At 65.6% G+C, this 17592-nt stretch carries 21 protein-coding genes; 8 read left to right on the forward strand and 13 right to left on the reverse strand.

Going from position 1 to position 17592, the window contains the following annotated elements; genetic code table 11:
- The first annotated feature begins 91 nt into the window (after nt 1–91).
- Both M9H71_RS14960 and M9H71_RS14965 read left to right on the forward strand, forming a co-directional pair.
- Nucleotides 92–283 carry a hypothetical protein gene (locus M9H71_RS14960; protein ID WP_164605953.1) on the forward strand — a complete coding sequence of 64 codons (192 nt, stop codon included), beginning with the start codon at nt 92–94 and terminating at the stop codon, nt 281–283.
- 87 nt (nt 284–370) lie between these two features.
- A complete protein-coding gene (locus tag M9H71_RS14965; RefSeq protein ID WP_455405757.1) occupies nt 371–565 on the forward strand; it encodes a hypothetical protein in 195 nt (64 codons plus the stop codon).
- A gap of 101 nt (nt 566–666) precedes the next feature.
- Here the strand turns inward: M9H71_RS14965 and M9H71_RS14970 are convergent, their stop codons facing one another.
- Together M9H71_RS14970 and M9H71_RS14975 are read right to left on the reverse strand one after the other, a co-directional pair.
- Entirely contained in the window at nt 667–876 is a 210-nt protein-coding gene (locus M9H71_RS14970; RefSeq protein WP_455405758.1) for a helix-turn-helix domain-containing protein, read from the reverse strand.
- A 3-nt stretch (nt 877–879) separates the two neighbouring features.
- Complete coding sequence (locus M9H71_RS14975) at nt 880–1455, reverse strand: DUF2975 domain-containing protein (RefSeq protein WP_455405759.1); 576 nt, start codon at nt 1453–1455, stop codon at nt 880–882.
- Nucleotides 1456–1533: 78 nt separating this feature from the next.
- On the opposite strand from M9H71_RS14975, the gene M9H71_RS14980 reads away from it, so the two are divergent.
- Nucleotides 1534–2112: a hypothetical protein gene (locus tag M9H71_RS14980; RefSeq protein ID WP_455405760.1), complete on the forward strand. Its 579-nt coding sequence runs from the start codon at nt 1534–1536 to the stop codon at nt 2110–2112.
- Between the two features lie 144 nt (nt 2113–2256).
- Here M9H71_RS14980 and M9H71_RS14985 read toward each other — a convergent pair whose 3' ends face one another.
- Together M9H71_RS14985 and M9H71_RS14990 are read right to left on the reverse strand one after the other, a co-directional pair.
- Entirely contained in the window at nt 2257–2859 is a 603-nt protein-coding gene (locus M9H71_RS14985; protein WP_455405761.1) for a UbiX family flavin prenyltransferase, read from the reverse strand.
- Entirely contained in the window at nt 2856–4394 is a 1539-nt protein-coding gene (locus M9H71_RS14990) for a UbiD family decarboxylase (RefSeq protein WP_455405762.1), read from the reverse strand. The genes M9H71_RS14985 and M9H71_RS14990 overlap by 4 nt, the downstream gene beginning before the upstream one ends.
- Nucleotides 4395–4509: 115 nt before the next feature.
- On the opposite strand from M9H71_RS14990, the gene ubiT reads away from it, so the two are divergent.
- The 3 genes from ubiT (at nt 4510) to M9H71_RS15005 (ending at nt 7021) form a co-directional block, all read left to right on the forward strand.
- Nucleotides 4510–5055, forward strand: coding sequence for a ubiquinone anaerobic biosynthesis accessory factor UbiT (gene ubiT / locus M9H71_RS14995; protein ID WP_011156467.1), 546 nt, complete (start codon nt 4510–4512; stop codon nt 5053–5055).
- Nucleotides 5056–5058: 3 nt separating this feature from the next.
- Entirely contained in the window at nt 5059–6036 is a 978-nt protein-coding gene (ubiU, locus tag M9H71_RS15000; protein ID WP_164605946.1) for a ubiquinone anaerobic biosynthesis protein UbiU, read from the forward strand.
- Between the two features lie 64 nt (nt 6037–6100).
- Nucleotides 6101–7021, forward strand: coding sequence for a U32 family peptidase (locus M9H71_RS15005; RefSeq protein ID WP_455405763.1), 921 nt, complete (start codon nt 6101–6103; stop codon nt 7019–7021).
- 364 nt (nt 7022–7385) lie between these two features.
- On the opposite strand, the gene M9H71_RS15010 is transcribed toward M9H71_RS15005, so the two are convergent.
- The 9 genes from M9H71_RS15010 to tkt all read right to left on the reverse strand — a co-directional run bounded on the left by M9H71_RS15010 (nt 7386) and on the right by tkt (nt 16427).
- A complete protein-coding gene (locus M9H71_RS15010) occupies nt 7386–8174 on the reverse strand; it encodes an inositol monophosphatase family protein (protein ID WP_455405764.1) in 789 nt (262 codons plus the stop codon).
- 103 nt (nt 8175–8277) lie between these two features.
- On the reverse strand, nt 8278–9369 hold the full coding sequence (locus M9H71_RS15015; protein WP_455405765.1) for a tetratricopeptide repeat protein: 1092 nt from the start codon (nt 9367–9369) through the stop codon (nt 8278–8280).
- 16 nt (nt 9370–9385) lie between these two features.
- Nucleotides 9386–10045, reverse strand: coding sequence for a thiamine phosphate synthase (locus M9H71_RS15020; protein ID WP_455405766.1), 660 nt, complete (start codon nt 10043–10045; stop codon nt 9386–9388).
- Nucleotides 10046–10051: 6 nt separating this feature from the next.
- Entirely contained in the window at nt 10052–11086 is a 1035-nt protein-coding gene (locus M9H71_RS15025) for a class I fructose-bisphosphate aldolase (protein ID WP_455405767.1), read from the reverse strand.
- Nucleotides 11087–11140: 54 nt separating this feature from the next.
- Complete coding sequence (locus M9H71_RS15030) at nt 11141–11464, reverse strand: type II toxin-antitoxin system PemK/MazF family toxin (protein ID WP_455405768.1); 324 nt, start codon at nt 11462–11464, stop codon at nt 11141–11143.
- Nucleotides 11461–11742, reverse strand: a complete 282-nt coding sequence (locus M9H71_RS15035; RefSeq protein WP_455405769.1) for an antitoxin MazE family protein — start codon at nt 11740–11742, stop codon at nt 11461–11463. Before M9H71_RS15035 ends, M9H71_RS15030 begins: the two co-directional genes overlap by 4 nt.
- Nucleotides 11743–11842: 100 nt before the next feature.
- Nucleotides 11843–13039: a phosphoglycerate kinase gene (locus tag M9H71_RS15040; protein WP_455405770.1), complete on the reverse strand. Its 1197-nt coding sequence runs from the start codon at nt 13037–13039 to the stop codon at nt 11843–11845.
- A 178-nt stretch (nt 13040–13217) separates the two neighbouring features.
- Nucleotides 13218–14225 (reverse strand): type I glyceraldehyde-3-phosphate dehydrogenase, encoded by a 1008-nt coding sequence (gene gap, locus M9H71_RS15045; protein WP_455405771.1) that lies wholly within the window; start codon nt 14223–14225, stop codon nt 13218–13220.
- A gap of 216 nt (nt 14226–14441) precedes the next feature.
- A complete protein-coding gene (tkt, locus tag M9H71_RS15050; protein WP_455405772.1) occupies nt 14442–16427 on the reverse strand; it encodes a transketolase in 1986 nt (661 codons plus the stop codon).
- A 326-nt stretch (nt 16428–16753) separates the two neighbouring features.
- Between tkt and M9H71_RS15055 the strand changes: the two genes are divergently transcribed.
- Nucleotides 16754–17098, forward strand: a complete 345-nt coding sequence (locus tag M9H71_RS15055) for a DUF4164 domain-containing protein (RefSeq protein ID WP_455405773.1) — start codon at nt 16754–16756, stop codon at nt 17096–17098.
- Entirely contained in the window at nt 17095–17505 is a 411-nt protein-coding gene (locus tag M9H71_RS15060; RefSeq protein ID WP_013500891.1) for a cell division protein ZapA, read from the forward strand. Before M9H71_RS15055 ends, M9H71_RS15060 begins: the two co-directional genes overlap by 4 nt.
- The last annotated feature ends 87 nt before the right edge of the window (nt 17506–17592 follow it).

A 17592-nucleotide genomic window follows, 5' to 3' on the forward strand; every position in this document is an offset into this window, starting at 1 on the left:
TTGTAGCCGCGGCCTGGCAAAATTGATCCGGCGCAATGCGGGCAGCGGTACTTTCCGTAGTTTTGCCTTCGACGAAAGCAGGAGGTGTACCGTGTTTCTGGATTCTGTCGGATCGCTTGTGTTGTTCCTGACGTGCGCCGTCGGCCCTGCGTTGATCGCGTATCTGGTGGTGGACGACCTGTGGCGGAAGGCGACCCAGCGTGCCCAACCGCAGCCCCCGGCTCCGGTGGTCGTGGCGAAGCAGCCTGCGAAGCGTTCCGGCTGGTTCGCCTGGGCTAACTGAGTTCGGCGAACTGAGTTTCGCGTTCAAGACGGGCGCACCCGCCGTCGAACATTCCGGGTGCTCATCGCAAACAGTGAGGAAAGAGCCTTGACCATTGTTGCATTGATCGCAGCGATCTACGGGCTGGTCGGCCTGATCGGTCTGGTGGCCTTGATCATCAGCGGCCGCGAGGTCGTGGCGCAGAGCGCGCACTGGAAGCGCTTCGACGACGCCCATTATTGGGACGAAGCGGCTGAAGACTGGCGGCCGCACGAGCATACTGCGCGGCACGCGACGGCCTGATCGGACGTCACAGCGTCCTGCGCCGATCGACAAGCACAGACTTGAAAATTCGAAAGGCCGACATCTGCGACGGGCAGGTGCCGGCCTTTTCTTGTTTGCCGTTACTTGTCCTCGACGTATTCGAGAATGTCGCCCGGCTGACAGTCGAGCACCGCGCAGATGTGCGACAACGTCTCGAACCGGATGCCCTTCACTTTGCCTGATTTGAGCAACGAGACGTTCTGCTCGGTGATGCCGATCTGCACGGCCAGCTCCTTCGAGCGCATCTTTCGCTTCGCCAGCATCACGTCGAGATTGACCACGATCGCCATCGACTAGACGAAGCTCGCATTCTCGTCGGCGAGCCGCGTCGCCTCGCGCATCACCGCGGCGACCGCGACGAGCACGCCGCCGACGATCACCGAGACGTAATCGTTGCTCGAGAAGGTCAGCACCAGCAGCCGCTGCCCCGGCGGATTGCCAAGCGACAGTGCCAGCGCCAAAGCGGTTGCCGTGATCGGGCCGAGCGCGCCCTGCGCCAGCACCGCGATGCCGAAGCGCTGCAGGTGGGTTGCGGCTGTGGCGGTGAAGACCTGGCCGCGGGCGAACTCGGCGAACAGTGCCCGCACATTCAACAGCCCCCACAGCATCACAGCAATCGGCACGGCGATGATGATCGCCGCCACCGCCTGATTGCCGGCGTCGAGCGGCAGTCGATTGCCAATTTCGCCGAGCTTCGCCAGCAGCAGATTGCGTGCCCAGCTCGGCACGACGAAGGCGGCGCAGACAAGCGCGACGATCAGCACGATTCCGACCGTGGTCACCCATTCCATTGCCCGTGACAGTCGCACCAGCTTCTCCGACGCGGGGGCGGTCAGTCCGATCGGGGGGCTTGATAGTCGCGCTTGCATTGAGCTTCTCCGTCGTCTATTGCGAGATTTAATTATCGTAAAACGATAATTTATCATCGTCAAGATAGGATGAGCGTCATGCGCTTCCCGACTTCGTTCAAATTCGCCGCGGCTGTCCTGTGGCTCGGCGCTCTCACAGCCTGCAGTTCCATCCCGGTCACCACGATGGTCAAGCTGGCTCGCACCGATCTTTCGGCGACCGATCCCTCGGCGCTTCGCATCGCGGTCCGGCTGCCGCAGGGATTGCGCCCGCGCCGCGTGACGCTGCGGATCACCATCGCGGTGGGCTCCGACAAGCGCGAGGAGGCGTTCGTGCTCACCGAGCTCGACGATCCAGCCGAGCTGCTGTCCCTGGCGGGCGAGGTGACGAACGGCACCATGATTTACGCCTTCCGGATCGCGCCGGCGGATGTGCCGAAACTGCTGGCCGTTCGCGACCAAATGGCCGCTCACAAGGCGAAGGGCGAACGCGGCTCGCTGACGATCGGCGTCGGCGCCGAAGCGTGCCGCATCGGCGCGCTGCCGGCGAGGACGCTGATCACCACCTATCTGAAGACCGAGCAGCCCGGCGACTTCTTCCCGCTGACGCGAGATATCGACCTGCGCAAGGATGTACCGAAAGAGGCCGTGCCGGAACGCATTCCGCTGTGCGGGTAGCTTTTTCGACTCGGACGCTCGCTCTCGTCATTGCGAGCGAAGCGAAGCAATCCAGCTCAGTGTACGGAGATGGATTGCTTCGTCGCTTCGCTCCTCGCAATGACGGTGGAGCTGTTGCGCGGGAGCAGGTGCTACTTGAAAGGCTCAGCTTTTCGGGCTGGTCGGCGGCGTGTCGTCGGACCATTCGGGCGCGGATAATTCCAGATCGTGCAGCCCGAGCAGCCCGATCGCGCGCAGGGCCATGTGGTCGATCATTTCCGAGATCGAGCGCGGCCGCTGATAGAACGCCGGCGACAGCGGCGCCACGATGGCGCCGATTTCGGTCGCCTGTGCCATGCTGCGGATATGCCCCAGATGCAGCGGCGTCTCGCGCAGCATCAGCACCAGCCGGCGGCGCTCCTTGAGCTGGACGTCGGCAGCGCGGACGAGAAGGTTGTCGAGATCGCCATGGGCGATCGCCGACAGGGTGCGGATCGAGCACGGCGCAACGATCATGCCGGAGGTGCGGAACGAGCCGGAGGCGATGCTGGCGCCGACGTCGTCGATGTCGTGGTGGCGATGCACCAGGTCGATGGCGTGTTCGAGCGCGTTTGTTCCGACCTCGTAGGCGATGGTCCGCCGCGCAGCTTTCGACACCACAAGATGTACTTCGCAGTCGACCGAAGCGAGCAGTTCGATTACGCGCAGCCCCACCGCGGCGCCGGAGGCACCGCTGATGCCGACCGCGATGCGGTGCTGCGCGCTCACCGGATCAGCCGGCGTTGACCGGCCGCCGGCTGATGTCCCGGCGACAGCCCGAGGCTCGACCACATCGCGTCGACCCGCTCGACTACGTCCTTGTCCATCTCGAGCACCTTCCCCCATTCCCGCTCGGTCTCGGTGCCGATCTTGTTGGTGGCGTCGATCCCCAGTTTTCCGCCGAGGCCGGATTTCGGCGAAGCGAAGTCCAGATAATCGATCGGCGTGTCGCTGATGGCAACCATATCGCGCGAGGTGTCGCACCGTGTCGACACCGCCCACATCACGTCGGCCCAGTCGCGGACGTCGACGTCGTCGTCGACGATGATCAGCAGCTTGGTGTAGCTGAACTGCGGCAGCATCGACCACAGCCCCATCATCAGCCGGCGCGCCTGGCCGGGGTAGCGCTTCTTGATCGAGGCGACCGCGATCCGGTACGAGCACGCCTCCGGCGGCAGCCACAGGTCGACGATCTCGGGGAATTGCCGCCGCGCGACGGGCAGAAACACATCGTTGAACGCTTCGCCGAGCCGCGACGGCTCGTCCGGCGGCCGGCCCGTATAGGTCGACAGATAGATCGGATGCCGCCGCATCGTGATGGCGGTGATCCGCATCACCGGGAATTCCTCGACCGCGTTGTAATAGCCGGTGTGGTCGCCATACGGCCCCTCCGGCGCTGTCTCGGTCGGCGACACGTAGCCTTCGAGCACGATCTCGGCGTCGGCCGGCACGCTGATCGGAATGGTCAGGCACGGCGTCAGGCTCGGCCGCTCGCCGCCGAGCAGGCCGGCGAACTTGATCTCCGACACCGTCTCCGGCAGCGGCAGCACCGCCGAGAGAATCATCGACGGATCGGCGCCGATCACGATCGCGACCGGCATCTCGCGCTTCTCGGCCTTCCACTGGTGGTGGTGCTTGGCGCCGCCGCGATGCGCCAGCCAGCGCATGATGAGGCGGTCCTTGCCCAGCACCTGCATCCGATAGACGCCGACATTGTCGGTGCCGTGCGCGCCGGGCGGCGGCTTGGTGAAGACGAGGCCCCAGGTGATCAGTGGCGCCGGCTCTCCGGGCCAGGGGATCTGCACCGGCAGCCGGCCGAGATCGACCGCATCGCCGGTCAGCACCACCTCCTGCACCGGCGCGGATTTCGCCAGCTTCGGCCGCATCGCCAGCGCGGCCTTGGCCATTGGCAATTTGCTGAGCGCATCTGTGAGACTCTGCGGCGGCGCCGGCTCGCGCATTTCGGCGAGCGCCTCGCCGAGCCGCGACAGGTTCTCCGGCAGGATGCCGAGGCCCCAGGCCACTCGCTCGACCGTGCCGAACAGATTGACCAGAATCGGCATCTCGGAAGCCGTGCCGTCGGCCTTGATCGGATTTTCGATCAGGAGCGCCGGCCCGCTGGCGTGCAGCACACGGCGATGAATTTCTGTGAGGTCGTGGACCACCGACACCGGCTTACGGATGCGGTGCAATTGTCCGCGGGATTCGAGATAGGCGCTGAACGCCCGCAGATCCGGAAAGGGCGGTTTGACGCGGTTCAGCATGATGTCTCCCTGGGGAGACCACTGGTCAGCACTTGCCATCGACCCTGTCTTTGATCAGGCGCAAAGAAGTACCGTCGGGGCCGGGCTACGCGAATTGTTCACGATAAGGTGGCCCATGTCGGTATCCAATTCATCCGTCTCCAGGATGCCCGCGCCGCTTGCCCTCGCGACGCGGGTGTTGCCGCTGTTGCCGCTGCAGGTGTTGCTCGGAATCTGCTTGCGCGAAATTCGCGCGCGCCATCCCCGGATCTTCGATCGCCTCGGTCCGCACACCGGCAAGCGTTACGGCCTCGCGCCGACCGATCTGCCGATCGCGTTCGTGCTCGAGCCGCGGCGGATGAATCCGCGGGTTACGGTCGTGCGCACGCTGCCCACCAACATCCACGCACGGATCGCAGGTCCGCTGTCGGCGCTGATCGGCATGACCGACGGCTCCTATGACGGCGACGCGCTGTTCTTCTCGCGCGACATCGAAATCGACGGCGACATGGAAGCGGTGGTCGCGCTGCGCAATGCGATCGACGATTCCCGCGTCGACTTCCTGAAAGAGTCGGTGGCGTGGTTTGGCCCGCTGGCGGCGCCGATCGAACGGATCTTGCGCAGCCTGGTCGGCGCGCAGCCTGGTTATCGCGAAGAGCTGGGTGTCGGAGGCGGAGGTTAGAGCATGGAACTGATCTGTCCCGCTGGCACGCCTGCGGCGCTGCACGATGCCGTCGCAGCAGGTGCCGATTCGATCTATTGCGGTTTCAACGACGAAACCAACGCCCGCAACTTCCCGGGGCTGAACTTCAGCCGCGAGGAAATGCGTGAGTCGATCGCGCACGCGCATCGCTACGGCACCAAGGTGCTGGTGGCGATCAACACCTTCGCCCGCGCCGGCAATGTCGAGCTGTGGCAGCGCGCGGTCGACGACGCGGTCGAAGCCGAGGCCGACGCACTGATCCTCGCCGACGTCGGCGTGATGGATTACTGCGCCAAGACCCATCCGGAGCAGCGGCTGCACGTTTCGGTGCAGGCGGCGGCCGCCAATCCGGATTCGATCCGGTTCTATGTCGACAGCTTCAACGCCCAGCGTGTGGTGCTGCCGCGCGTGCTCAGCGTGCAGGAAATCGCTGCGATCACCAAAGAGGTGAAAGTCGAGACCGAGGTCTTCATCTTCGGCGGCCTGTGCGTGATGGAGGAGGGCCGCTGCTCGCTGTCGTCCTACGCCACCGGCAAGTCGCCCAACATGGACGGCGTGTGTTCGCCGGCGGCCTCGATCCAGTATCGCGAGCAGAACGGCTCGCTGGTGTCGCGGCTCGGTGAGTTCACCATCAACAAATTCGCCAAGGGCGAGGCTGCGGCGTATCCGACGCTGTGCAAGGGCCGCTACCAGACCGACGAAGGCTGCGGCTATCTGTTCGAAGACCCGGCCAGCCTCGATGCCACCACGATGCTGCCGGACCTGCGCGCCGCCGGCGTTGCGGCGCTGAAGATCGAAGGCCGCCAGCGCGGCCGGGCCTATATCGAGCGGGTGGTGAAGACCTTCAAGGACGTGCTCGCCGCGCTCGACGAGGGGCGGCCGCTGCCGGTCGACGCACTGCGCGGCCTGACCGAAGGCCAATCCACCACCACCGGCGCCTACAAGAAGACCTGGCGCTAAGGAGCAGGCGCTGACGTCCGTCGGCGCCGAGTGATTTTTCGCGAACCACAGCGAGGCTACTCCCATGCAACTCACGCTTGGACCGGTGCTGTTCAACTGGAAGCCGGAAGAGTGGCGCGACTTCTATTTCCGCATCGCCGACGAAGCGCCGGTCGACACCGTCGTGGTCGGCGAGGTGGTGTGCTCGAAGCGCCAGCCGTTCCTTGAGGAGCACATCCCGGCGGTGGTCGAACGCCTCGCCGGCGCCGGCAAGAAAGTGCTGATGGGCTCGCTGGTGCTGATGTCGCTGCCGCGCGAACGCAAGGCGATGGCCGAGCTCGCCGCCGACGACGGCTTCATGATGGAGGTCAACGACCTCTCCTGCCTCGGCATGCTCGGCGGCAAGGCGCATGCGATCGGTCCGTTCGTCAACATCTACAACGAGGCGACCGCGGCGTATTTCGCCTCGCGCGGCGCCAGCCGCATTTGCTTGCCGCCGGAGCTCCCGCTGTCGGCGATCCGCAGCATCGCCAAGTCGCTGCCCAACGTGTCGTTCGAGGTGTTCTCGTTCGGTCGCGTACCGCTGGCGATCTCGGCGCGCTGCTATCATGCCCGGCTCAACAAGCTGGCGAAGGACAATTGCAAGTTCGTCTGCGAGCAGGACCCCGACGGTCTCGCCGTGACCACGCTCGACGACGAGCCGTTCCTGGCGATGAACGGCGTGCAGACGCTGTCCTACACCTGCGCCAGCCTGCTCGGCGACATCGACAAGCTCAAGGACGCCGGCGTCTCCTCGATGCGCCTGTCGCCGCAGCAGTGCGACATGGTGGCGGTCGCTAAACTGTATCGCGACGTGATCGACGGCAAGCTCGCCGTCGCCGAAGGCGCTCAGAACCTCGATCAGCTCTATCCGCTGAAGAAGTCCAACGGCTTCCTTTTCTCGAAGCCGGGTGCGGCGTTCATCACCGACGGTGGTGACGTGCGCCGGATCGTGCCGGCGGCGTGAGGCCGGCTCCTATTTGAAGTCCGGCGCCGTCTCCACACAACAACCGTCATCCTCCGCGTATGCGGAGGATCCAGTACGGTGGTGCGCTGATTCTTGAAGCAAAGCTCTAAAATACTGGATCGCCCGCCTGCGCGGGCGATGACGACCTTTGGTGTGGCAATGTGGAGCACCACGCTGCCACGTCATGCTCGGGCTTGATCCGCCTACGGGGCGAAGCCCCTTCGGCGCGGCGAAGGCCCGCGCATCCATCCGCGCGTGAGGGCGTGCTCGACGGCATCATCTGAAGACGTTGGGTCGCAGGGTCGAGCCCGGCGATGACGACCGTTCAGGGGTAGCCTTTTACGATCGGCGCCTGCTCTGCGTCTCAGCTCAGCGGCTTCAGGATCCGCACCAGCTCGGCGTGGATGGTTTCGTTGCCGCAGACGATATCGCCGGTCTTGAGCACGTCGCCGCCGTTGATGTCGCCGACGGTGCCGCCGGCTTCGCGGATCATCACGATGCCGGCCGCGATGTCCCAGGGCGACAAGTCGCGTTCCCAGAAGCCATCGAAGCGGCCGGCCGCGACCGCGGCGAGGTCGAGCGAGGCGGTGCCGAACCGGCGCATGCCGGCGACCTTCGGCTGCAGAGCCGCCATCTCGCGCTGGTTCTGTGCGAAGTTGCCGCGGCCGAGATGCGGCAGGCCGCAGCCGATCACGCAGTCGGGAAGTTCGCGGCGGTTGGCGACGCGCAGGCGGGTATCGTTGAGGAAGGCGCCCTTGCCGCGCTCGGCGATGTAGAGCTCCTCATTGGCCGGATTGTAGATCACGCCGGCGATCATCGTGCCCTCGCGCTCGAGCCCGATCGAGATCGCGAAATGCGGGATGCCGTGCAGGAAGTTGGTGGTGCCGTCGAGCGGATCGACGATCCAGCGATGACTCTTGTCGGCGCCTTCGCGCACGCCGCCTTCCTCGCCGAGGAAGCCGTAGCCCGGCCGTGCCTTCGACAGGTCCTCGTACAGCATCTCTTCGGCGCGTTTGTCGGCGCGGGACACGAAGTTCGCCGGCCCCTTCAGCGACACCTGGAGATTCTCGATCTCGCCGAAGTCGCGCTTGAGGCTGCGGCCGGCGCGGCGCGCGGCCTTGACCATGACGTTGATGAGGGCGGAATGGATCATGGTCTGGTCTCGTAACGACCTGCGAACGGGTCCGGTCTGGAAGGGATTGTGAGGGGATTGCCGCCGAAGGGGTGCCCTTTGCGGCGGGCGGCGTCAACCCGGATCATTTGCCTCCGCCGATCCAGTTGCGCGCCGCTTCCTCGGCCTTGGCGCGATCTTCGGCCGGCATTTGCGCCAGCGTCTGGTCGAGCAGCAGATCGCCCTTGCCGGCGGTCTTGGCGACCAGATGCCACTTCATCGCCTCGACGATGTCGCGCGTCGCCCCTTGGCCCGTGACCAGCACATGGGCGAGGCGGTTCTGGGCGATCGGGTTGTTGGCGCGTGCGGCCTTGCGCAGCAGCGCCACGGCGGCCGGCTCGTTCTTGGGAGTGCCGGTGCCGTTGTACAGCGCGATCGCGTATTCGACCTGGGCCGGGACGTTGCCGGCAAGCGCGGCGGCCTGCAGCAGCCGCACCGACTGCTCGATGTTCTTGGGGACGCCGGTGCCCTCTTTGTAGAAAGTCGCCAGCGCGTATTGGGCTTCCGGGTTGCCGGCGTCGGCGGCGATCCTGAGCAGCTCGGCGGCGCGCTTGACGTCCTGCGGGAAAGTCTGGCCGTCGAGATAGAGCAGGGCCAGATTGTAGGCCGCCTTCGGTTCGCCGAGCTTGGCGGCCTGCGCCAGCCATTTGGCGGCTTCCTCGCGGTTCGGCGGGCCGCCGCGGCCGCCCATCCGCGCCATCGCGAGCGCGAACATTGCCTCGCGGTCGCCGAGATCGGCCGCGCGCGCGTACCACTCGACCGCCTTCTTGTAGTCGCGCTTGACCCCGAGAGCGTTGGCGTAGAGCTCGCCCAGCATGGTCATGGCTTTGGCGTCATTGTCGGCGGCGCGCTTCTGCGCCAGCTCGAATGCCGTCTTGTAGAAGCCGCGTTGATAGGCGCCGTAGACCAGATCGACGTTGGGATCGTCGACTTCGGCCGCGCCGGCGCCATTGGCGGCCTTGGCGTCGGACTTGTCGGCCGGCTTCTTGTCCTTGTCTTTCGCCTGTGCGGCGGGGGCCTTGGCAGCAGCCGGCGGCCTGGGCTTCGGCTTCTCCGGCTCCAGTGGCTTCGGGAACGGATTCGCAGAAGACGGCGGCGACAGCGAGATCTGCGCTGTGGCGCCGGTAGCAAACAGCAGCGAAGCCGCAACAATCGCGAATGCGCGCAGCGCCTTCATCGTCGAATCCAATGTGTCATTGCCGGGGGGCGGCAGCGAAGCCTTGGCGCAGCGCTTCGCCGGCGTCCGCCAGCGCGGCCGTGGGATCGTCGGCGCTCCAGATGAAGTCGCCCACCAGCACGAAATCGGCACCTGCTGTGGCGAATTGATGGACTTCGTCGCGGCTCGTCGCATAGCCGATGCACGGCGGCTCGAACAGTTCCGCCCACCAGTCCAGCCGCTCGGCGATCGCGTCCGCCGAAGGCCTGGTACCGTCGGTTCCAGGCTCCCCGAACAGCACGTAATCGGCCCCGATCTCGCCGGCGATCATCGAATCGTGGCGGGTTTCCAGCCCGCCGACACCGGCGATGCGGGACGGCTGCAATTGCGGCAGCCATTCTTGCATCGCTGTGATGCCGGTCAGATGCGCCCCGTCGGCGCCGCCGCGGGCCACCAGATCGGCGTGGCCGTCGACCAGGAGTGCCGCGCCGCCTGCCTGCACCACCGGTGCCACCGCCTTGATTCGCGACGTCAGGGTGCGCGGATCGGACGGTTCCAGCCGCAGCAGCACCGCCGCCACATCGGCGGCGGCGAGCAGCTTCGGCAGGGCCCCGACAATGGCGGCGGGATCGGCGATCACCGGCGTCGCCAGATACAGGCGCGGCGCCGGACGCGATGGGGCGGGCTTGGCGTTCATTGCGGCTCAGGCGGCCTTCTTGGTTTCGAGCTCGGCGCTCCACTCGCCCTTGGCGGCGAGCGAATTCATCCGGGCCCGGTGCGTGAACGCGGCCTGACCGGCCGCGATGTTCTCGGCCTTGCCCGACCACGCCTTCTGCGGCGCCGCTTGCAGCGCGCGACCGTAAGAGAAGGTGAGGCCCCAGGGCAGGCCGCCGATCTTGTTCATGGCATCGAGGTGCGCCGTGGCTTCTTCGTCCGACTGGCCGCCGGACAGGAAGGCGATGCCCGGCACCGCCGACGGCACGCATGCCTTCAGCAGTTTCACGGTTTTTTCGGCGACTTCCTGCACCGACGCCTTCTTAGCCGATTTCTTGCCCGGAACCGCCATGTTCGGCTTCAGGATCATGCCTTCGAGGGCGACGCGCTGGAAGTAGAGTTGCTGGAAGGTTTCCTTCAGCACCCATTCGGTGACGTTGTAGCAGGTGTCGATGTCGTGGGCGCCGTCCATCAGCACCTCGGGCTCGACGATCGGCACGATCTGTGCCTGCTGGCACAGCGCCGCATAGCGCGCCAGCGCGTGGGCGTTGGTCATGATCGCGGTGTGGGTCGGCACGCCGCGGGCGGTGTCGATGTCGATCACGGCGCGCCATTTCGCGAAGCGGGCGCCCTGCTTGTAGTACTTGGCGAGCCGTTCGGCGAGCTTGTCGAGGCCGACCGTGATGGTCTCGCCCGGGCAGTTCGGCAGCGGCTGGGTGCCCTCGTCGACCTTGATGCCGGGAATGCTGCCGGCCTGCTCGATCAGCTTCACCAGCGGAGTGCCGTCGGCGGCGTTCTGCCAGATCGTCTCGTCGTACAGGATCACGCCGGAGACGTAGTCGCTCATCGCTTCCTTGGAACGGAACAGCATCTCGCGATAGTCGCGGCGGTTGGTCTCGGTCGACTCCACCCCGATCACGTCGAACCGCTTCTTGATCGTCCCCGACGACTCGTCGGCGGCGAGAATGCCTTTGCCGGGCGCGACCATGGCGCGAGCGATCTGGTTCAAGTCAGCGAGGTTCATCGCGTTTCTCCTTTGGCTGTTCTTGTTGAGGTGGGAAGCCGTTCGGACAGGGTCTTAGACAATGCCGAGGAAGATGGCGAGGGCACGATTGACCGCGGCCATGTCGTTGGTGGAGAGGGAACCGATCCGTCGACCGACCCGGCGCCGCGCGACCGCCGTGATCTTATCCACCATGATCTGCGACCGTTGCAGGAGGCCATTATCCGGGGTCGGCTCGACCGCAAGGCGGATCGCCGGGATATCGCGCAGTTCAGTTGTGAGGGGCAAAACTGCGAGCGAGGGGACCTCCTCGAAATCGTCGACCTGCACCACGACGGCAGGCCTTGGCTTACCGTAATCGCCCTGCATCGCGACCAGAACGACGTCGCCTCGGGTCACTTCCAGCCTTCTGGATCAAACCAGTCTTCAGTTTCGGCCAGGATCTGTTGTTCGTGCGGATCGTTCTTGAGCAGCAGGCACTGCCGCCTGATCTTGGCCTTGTATTCCGGCGAGTTGTAGTCGTCCGGGACCCAGATCGTCACCGGCTTTAGCCCCATCGCCTTCATCTTCTCGCGGTGGCGGCGGACGCGCTCGGCGGTGGCGCTGGGCGGCTTAGCCGCTGTGCCGGGGCGGCGCGTGATCTTTGCCCCCGCAGGCTTGTCGACCGGCTTGTCCATCGCGGCAATCCCCTCCAACCGGAGCGTTACATGTAACGCAAGATAGGCTCCGGCGGAGGTGGTCGCAAGCCGGCGCCGCGATGGGCGCCGGCGAGACGGATCACTTGACCCGCAGCACTTCCACGCCCGGCAGCGGCTTGCCTTCCATCCACTCCAGGAAGGCGCCGCCGGCGGTCGAGATGTAGGTGAAGTCGTCAGCGACGCCGGCATGGTTGAGCGCTGCGACGGTGTCGCCGCCGCCGGCGACCGACACCAGTTTGCCGGCCTTGGTCCGCTTGGCGGCATGCTTGGCGGCTTCGACTGTGCCCTTGTCGAACGGCGTCAGTTCGAATGCGCCGACCGGGCCGTTCCACACCAGGGTGGCGGCGTCGTCGATCGCGGCGTGGATGCGCTCGATCGAGCGCGGGCCAACGTCGAGGATCATGCCGTCGGCCGGGATCGCGTCGAGCCCGTAGGCGAACGACGGCGCATTGGCCTCGAAGTGATACGCCACGGTGGCGTCCACGGGGAGGATGATGGCGCAGTTGGCGGCCTCGGCCTTGTTCATGATCCGCAGCGCGGTTTCCGCCAGATCCTTCTCGCACAACGACTTGCCGACCTTGACGCCCTGGGCGTGCAGGAAGGTGTTGGCCATGCCGCCGCCGATCACCAGCGCCTGCACCTTGGTGACCAGGTTTTCGAGAAGATCGATCTTGCTCGACACCTTGGCGCCGCCGACGATCGCGATCACCGGTTTGGTCGGCGCTTCCAGCGCCTTGTTCAGCGCGATCAGCTCGGCCTGCATGGTGCGGCCCGCATAGGCCGGCAGCTTGTGGCCGAGGCCTTCGGTAGTGGCGTGGGCGCGGTGCGCGGCCGAGAACGCGTCGTTGACCCAGATGTCGCCGAGCTCGGCCAGCTTCTCCACGAACGCCGGATCGTTCTTCTCTTCCTCGGGATGGAAGCGGGTGTTTTCCAGGCACAGGATATCGCCGTCGGTCATCGCGGCGATCGCCTTGGCGGCGGGCTCGCCGATGCAGTCCTCGGCAAAGCCGACCGGCTTCTTGATGACGTCAGCGAGCGCGGCCGCGACCGGCTTCAGCGAATTCTTGTCGTCGCGTCCCTTCGGCCGGCCGAAATGCGCCAGCAGAATCACCTTGCCGCCCTTGGATGCGATCTCGGTGATGGTCGGCGCCACGCGCTCGAGGCGGGTGGTGTCGGTCACCTTGCCGGCGTCCATCGGCACGTTGAGGTCGACGCGCAGCAGGACGCGTTTGCCCTTCACATCGACGTCGTCGAGGGTGCGGAATGATTTGGTCATGATGAACCCTGTGTGTGGGGCCCATCCTTCGAGACGCCTCGCTGCGCTCGGCTCCCTCAGGATGAGGGTTTCGCAAGCGGCGAGGAGATCATCTCCTCGCGCCATGTCACTATCCTCATGGTGAGAAGCGGGCCGATGATGCCCGCATCCCGAACCATGAGTTACGGGTATCAGATCCTCAGATCAGCTTGCCCATCGCGACGGCGGTGTCGGCCATGCGGTTGGAGAAGCCCCACTCGTTGTCGTACCAAGACATCACGCGCACCAGCGTGCCGTTCTGCACCTTGGTCTGGTCCATGTGGAAGGTCGACGAGTGCGGATCGTGGTTGAAGTCGATCGAGACGTTCGGCGCGTTGGTGTAGCCGAGGATGCCCTTCAGCTCCTGCTCGGCGGCGCGCTTGATCGCGTCGTTGATCTCTTCCTTGGTGGTGGCCTTCTTGGCGATGACCTTGAGGTCTACCACCGAGACGTTCGGGGTCGGCACGCGGATCGCGACGCCGTCGAGCTTGCCCTTCAGTTCAGGAAGCACCAGGCCGATCGCCTTGGCGGCGCCGGTCGAGGTCGGGATCATCGACATCGCCGCGGCGCGGCCGCGGTAGAGATCCTTGTGCATGGTGTCCAGCGTCGGCTGGTCGCCAGTGTAGGCGTGGATCGTGGTCATGAAGCCGGTTTCGATGCCGACGGTGTCGTTGAGCACCTTGGCGACCGGAGCCAGACAGTTCGTGGTGCAAGAACCGTTCGACACCACCATGTGGTCCTTGGTCAGGGTGTCGTGGTTGACGCCGTAAACGATGGTGGCATCAGCGCCGTCCGACGGAGCCGAGACGAGGACGCGCTTGGCGCCGGCGGTCAACAGCGCGGCAGCCTTGTCGCGCGCGGTGAAGATGCCGGTGCATTCCAGCGCGATGTCGACGCCGAGATCCTTGTAGGGCAGCGCCGACGGATCCTTGATCGCCGTCACCTTGATCTTGCCGCGGCCGGCATCGATGGTGTCGCCGTCGACCTTCACCTCAAACGGAAAGCGGCCGTGGACCGAGTCGAAGCGCAGCAGATGGGCATTGGTCTCGACCGGGCCGAGATCGTTGATCGCAACGACTTCGATATCCTTACGGCCGGACTCGTAGATCGCCCGCAGAACATTGCGGCCGATACGGCCAAACCCATTGATCGCGACCCGGACTGCCATCCAATTTCTCCTCGCTGCAGATGATTTTCAGTTCTATGACGGGGCGCTCCCCGTACTCTTGCGCGGTTTCATGCCCAAAATACCGAGCGGTTGCAATCCGCTCGTTCATGATTCAGATCAAAGACTTACCGCGGGCGCGGCTCACCTGATGCGGTGAACTGCCGCGCCCGACGAAATTGCGCGATCCTTAATCGCCCGTCGGTGAGCGCCGCGTTATTAGGCGCTGAGTCGACGCTTAGCGGCGTCCGCTACCGCTTCCGCGGTGATTCCGAAGTGCTTGTAGAGGTCCTTGGCCGGTGCGCTCGCGCCGAAGCCGGTCATGCCGACGAAGCCGCCGTCCGGGCCGATCACCGCATCCCAGCCGAACCGCACCGCCGCTTCGACCGCAACCTTGACCGGCGCATCGCCGATGATCGCGGCGCGGGTCGCGTCGTCCTGGGCCAGCAGCAGATCGAGCGACGGCACCGAGACGACGCGGGCGGCGACGCCCTGCACTTCGAGCAGTTTCTGTGCCGCGACGGCGATCTCGACCTCGGAGCCGGTGGCGAAGATCGACACCTGCGCCTTGCCGGGCGCCGGGATCAGCTCATAGCCGCCCGTGGCGCTGAGGTTGGCCTCGGACGTTGCGGTGCGCACCTGAGCCAGGTTCTGTCGCGACAGCGCCAGCACGGTCGGCCCCTTGGTGTTCTCCAGCGCGAGCTGCCAGCACTCGGCGGTTTCCACTGCATCGGCGGGGCGGAACACCCGCATGTTCGGCATCGCCCGCAGCGCGGCGAGATGCTCGACCGGCTGATGGGTCGGGCCGTCTTCGCCGAGCCCGATCGAATCGTGGGTCATGATGTAGACCACCGGCACATGCGACAGCGCCGCGACCCGCATCGACGGGCGGGCGTAGTCGGTGAAGCACAGGAAGGTGCCGCCGGCCGGCGCGAAGCCGCCGTGCAGCGCGAGGCCGTTCATGGCTGCCGCCATACCCATCTCGCGGATGCCGTAATGGATGTAACGGCCGGAGAAATCGTCCGGTGTGACGTCCTTGGCCTGCTTGACGCGGGTGTTGTTGGAGGGCGTCAGGTCGGCGGAGCCCAGCAGCAACTCCGGCACCACCGGCGTCAGCGCCTCGAGCGCGAGTTCGCTGGCTTTGCGGGTGGCGATGGTCTGAGGCTCTGCGACGAGCTTGTCCTTCAGCGCGCGGATCGCGTCCGCAATCGCCGCCGGCCGCTTGCGGTCGATCACCCGGCGCTTGAATTCGTCGCGCTTGTCCGCCGGCAGCGCGTCGAGCCGCGCCAGCCAGTCGGCGCGTGCCGAGGCGCCTTGCTTGCCGGCGTTGCGCCAGGCACCGAGCACGTCGTCGGGAATCTCGAACGGGCCGTAATCCCAGCCGAGCGCCTTCTTCGCGCCGGCGAGTTCTTCGGCCCCAAGCGGTTCGCCATGGGCTTTCGAGGTTCCGGCCTTGTGCGGCGCGCCGAACCCAATCGTGGTCTTGCAGGCGATCATGGTCGGCCGATCGGAGGCCTGGGCCTTGCGGATCGCGTCGGCGATCGCCTGGTGATCGTGGCCGTCGATCCGGAACGAATTCCAGCCATGCGCCTGAAAGCGCGCGACCTGATCGACATTGTCGGTCAGCGACAGTGGGCCGTCGATCGAGATGCCGTTGTCGTCGTACAGAAAGATCAGCTTCGACAGCTTGAGATGACCGGCCAGCGCGATCGCCTCGTGACTGACGCCTTCCATCAGGTCGCCATCGGAGCACAGCACGTAGGTGTAGTGATCGACGATATCGCCGAATTCGGCCTGCAGCAGGCGCTCCGCCAGCGCGGTGCCGACCGAGGACGCCACACCCTGACCCAGCGGGCCGGTGGTGGTCTCGACCGATGAGGTAATGCAATTCTCAGGATGGCCCGGGGTTTTGGAGTCGAGCTGGCGGAAGTTCTTGATCTGATCCAGCGTCATCTCCTCGTTACCGGTGAGGTAGAGGAGCGCATAGAGCAGCATCGAGCCGTGGCCGGCAGAGAGGATGAAGCGGTCGCGGTCCGGCCAATGCGGCTCGGCCGCATCGAACTTCAAAAACTGCGTCCACAGCACGGTCGCGACGTCAGCGGCGCCCATCGGCAGGCCGGGATGGCCGGATTTTGCTTTCTCCACGGCGTCCATCGCGAGCGCCCGGACTGCGTTTGCCATACGGGATTGATCGACCTGCGCCATGATTGAAACCGCCTGAAATTGAGGTTGCCGGTAGTCCGATGGAATCGGACCGTGCCCTGCCTCCGTGGCAAGGCGATGAACAGAACAGATGGGGCTGAACAGCCGGGGAAGCCAGTCCGCATAGCACCCGATACCGCTACGGCCAACTCGGCGGCCCGGAATCGGAGCCGAAACCGGCGCTTTGCAGTGCATAGTTCTGTGGCAGCGTTGCGCTGGGCTTCCTCGCCACGTAAATTTCGCGCTCTAAAGGCTTGTTCAATCGTGGCTTTTATTGGGGGCCGGCAAGGCCTCGGGTGTGGGAGATTGCGAGGGGTCGCGCAACGAGCATGACGGATCGTCCTGCCCACGGTTCCATCGCTTCCGATCAGGCTCCGGCCGAGATCGTCGCAGCGGCGCGTCGCCTTGCCGCGGCGCTCGAAGCGCTGGAAAGCGCGGTAGAACGGCGTGCCGAGGCCGATCGCGACGAGGACGAGCTGGCGTCGCGGATTCAGGCGCTCGGCGCCGACCGGTCGCGGCTCGCCGACGAGCTAGACGGTGCGCTGGTGCGCAGCCGCAAGCTGGAACGGGTCAACCGCGAGATTGCGCAGCGGCTCGACTCGGCCATCGACACCATCCGTCAGGTGCTCGACGCCGAAGCGGGCGATCCACAGCCGGCCGAGGAGGAGTCATGAGCTCGAGCGACTCCGCTGGGTCCGCCAACCACGTCAGCGTCACCATCAACGGCCGGCAATACCGGATGGCCTGCGAGCCGGGCCAGGAGCCGCAACTGCTCGGGCTAGCTGAAAATCTCGAGACGCGGATTCAGAGTCTGCGCGGCCGGTTCGGCGAGATCGGCGATGCGCGGCTGACCGTGATGGCGGCGTTGATGATGGCCGACGAACTGCTCGACGCGCATGGCCGCATCGCCGCCTTGCAGCAGGAAGTGGAAGCCTTGCGCAACGATCGTGCGGCTTCGCTGGATCGCACGGTGACCACCAACCGCGCCGTCGCCGCCGCACTGAACAGCGCCGCCGAACGCATCGAGCGCACCACCCAGGTCCTCAACCGCACCATCGGCGGCGGCATCGCGATCGGGTAGTTGTTACTCCGTCATTCCGGGGCACGCGCAGAGCGCGTGAACCCGGAATCCCGACATGTTGAAATGTCGTCCGTGAACAATTTGGAA

The sequence above is a fragment of the Rhodopseudomonas parapalustris genome (assembly GCF_053772255.1).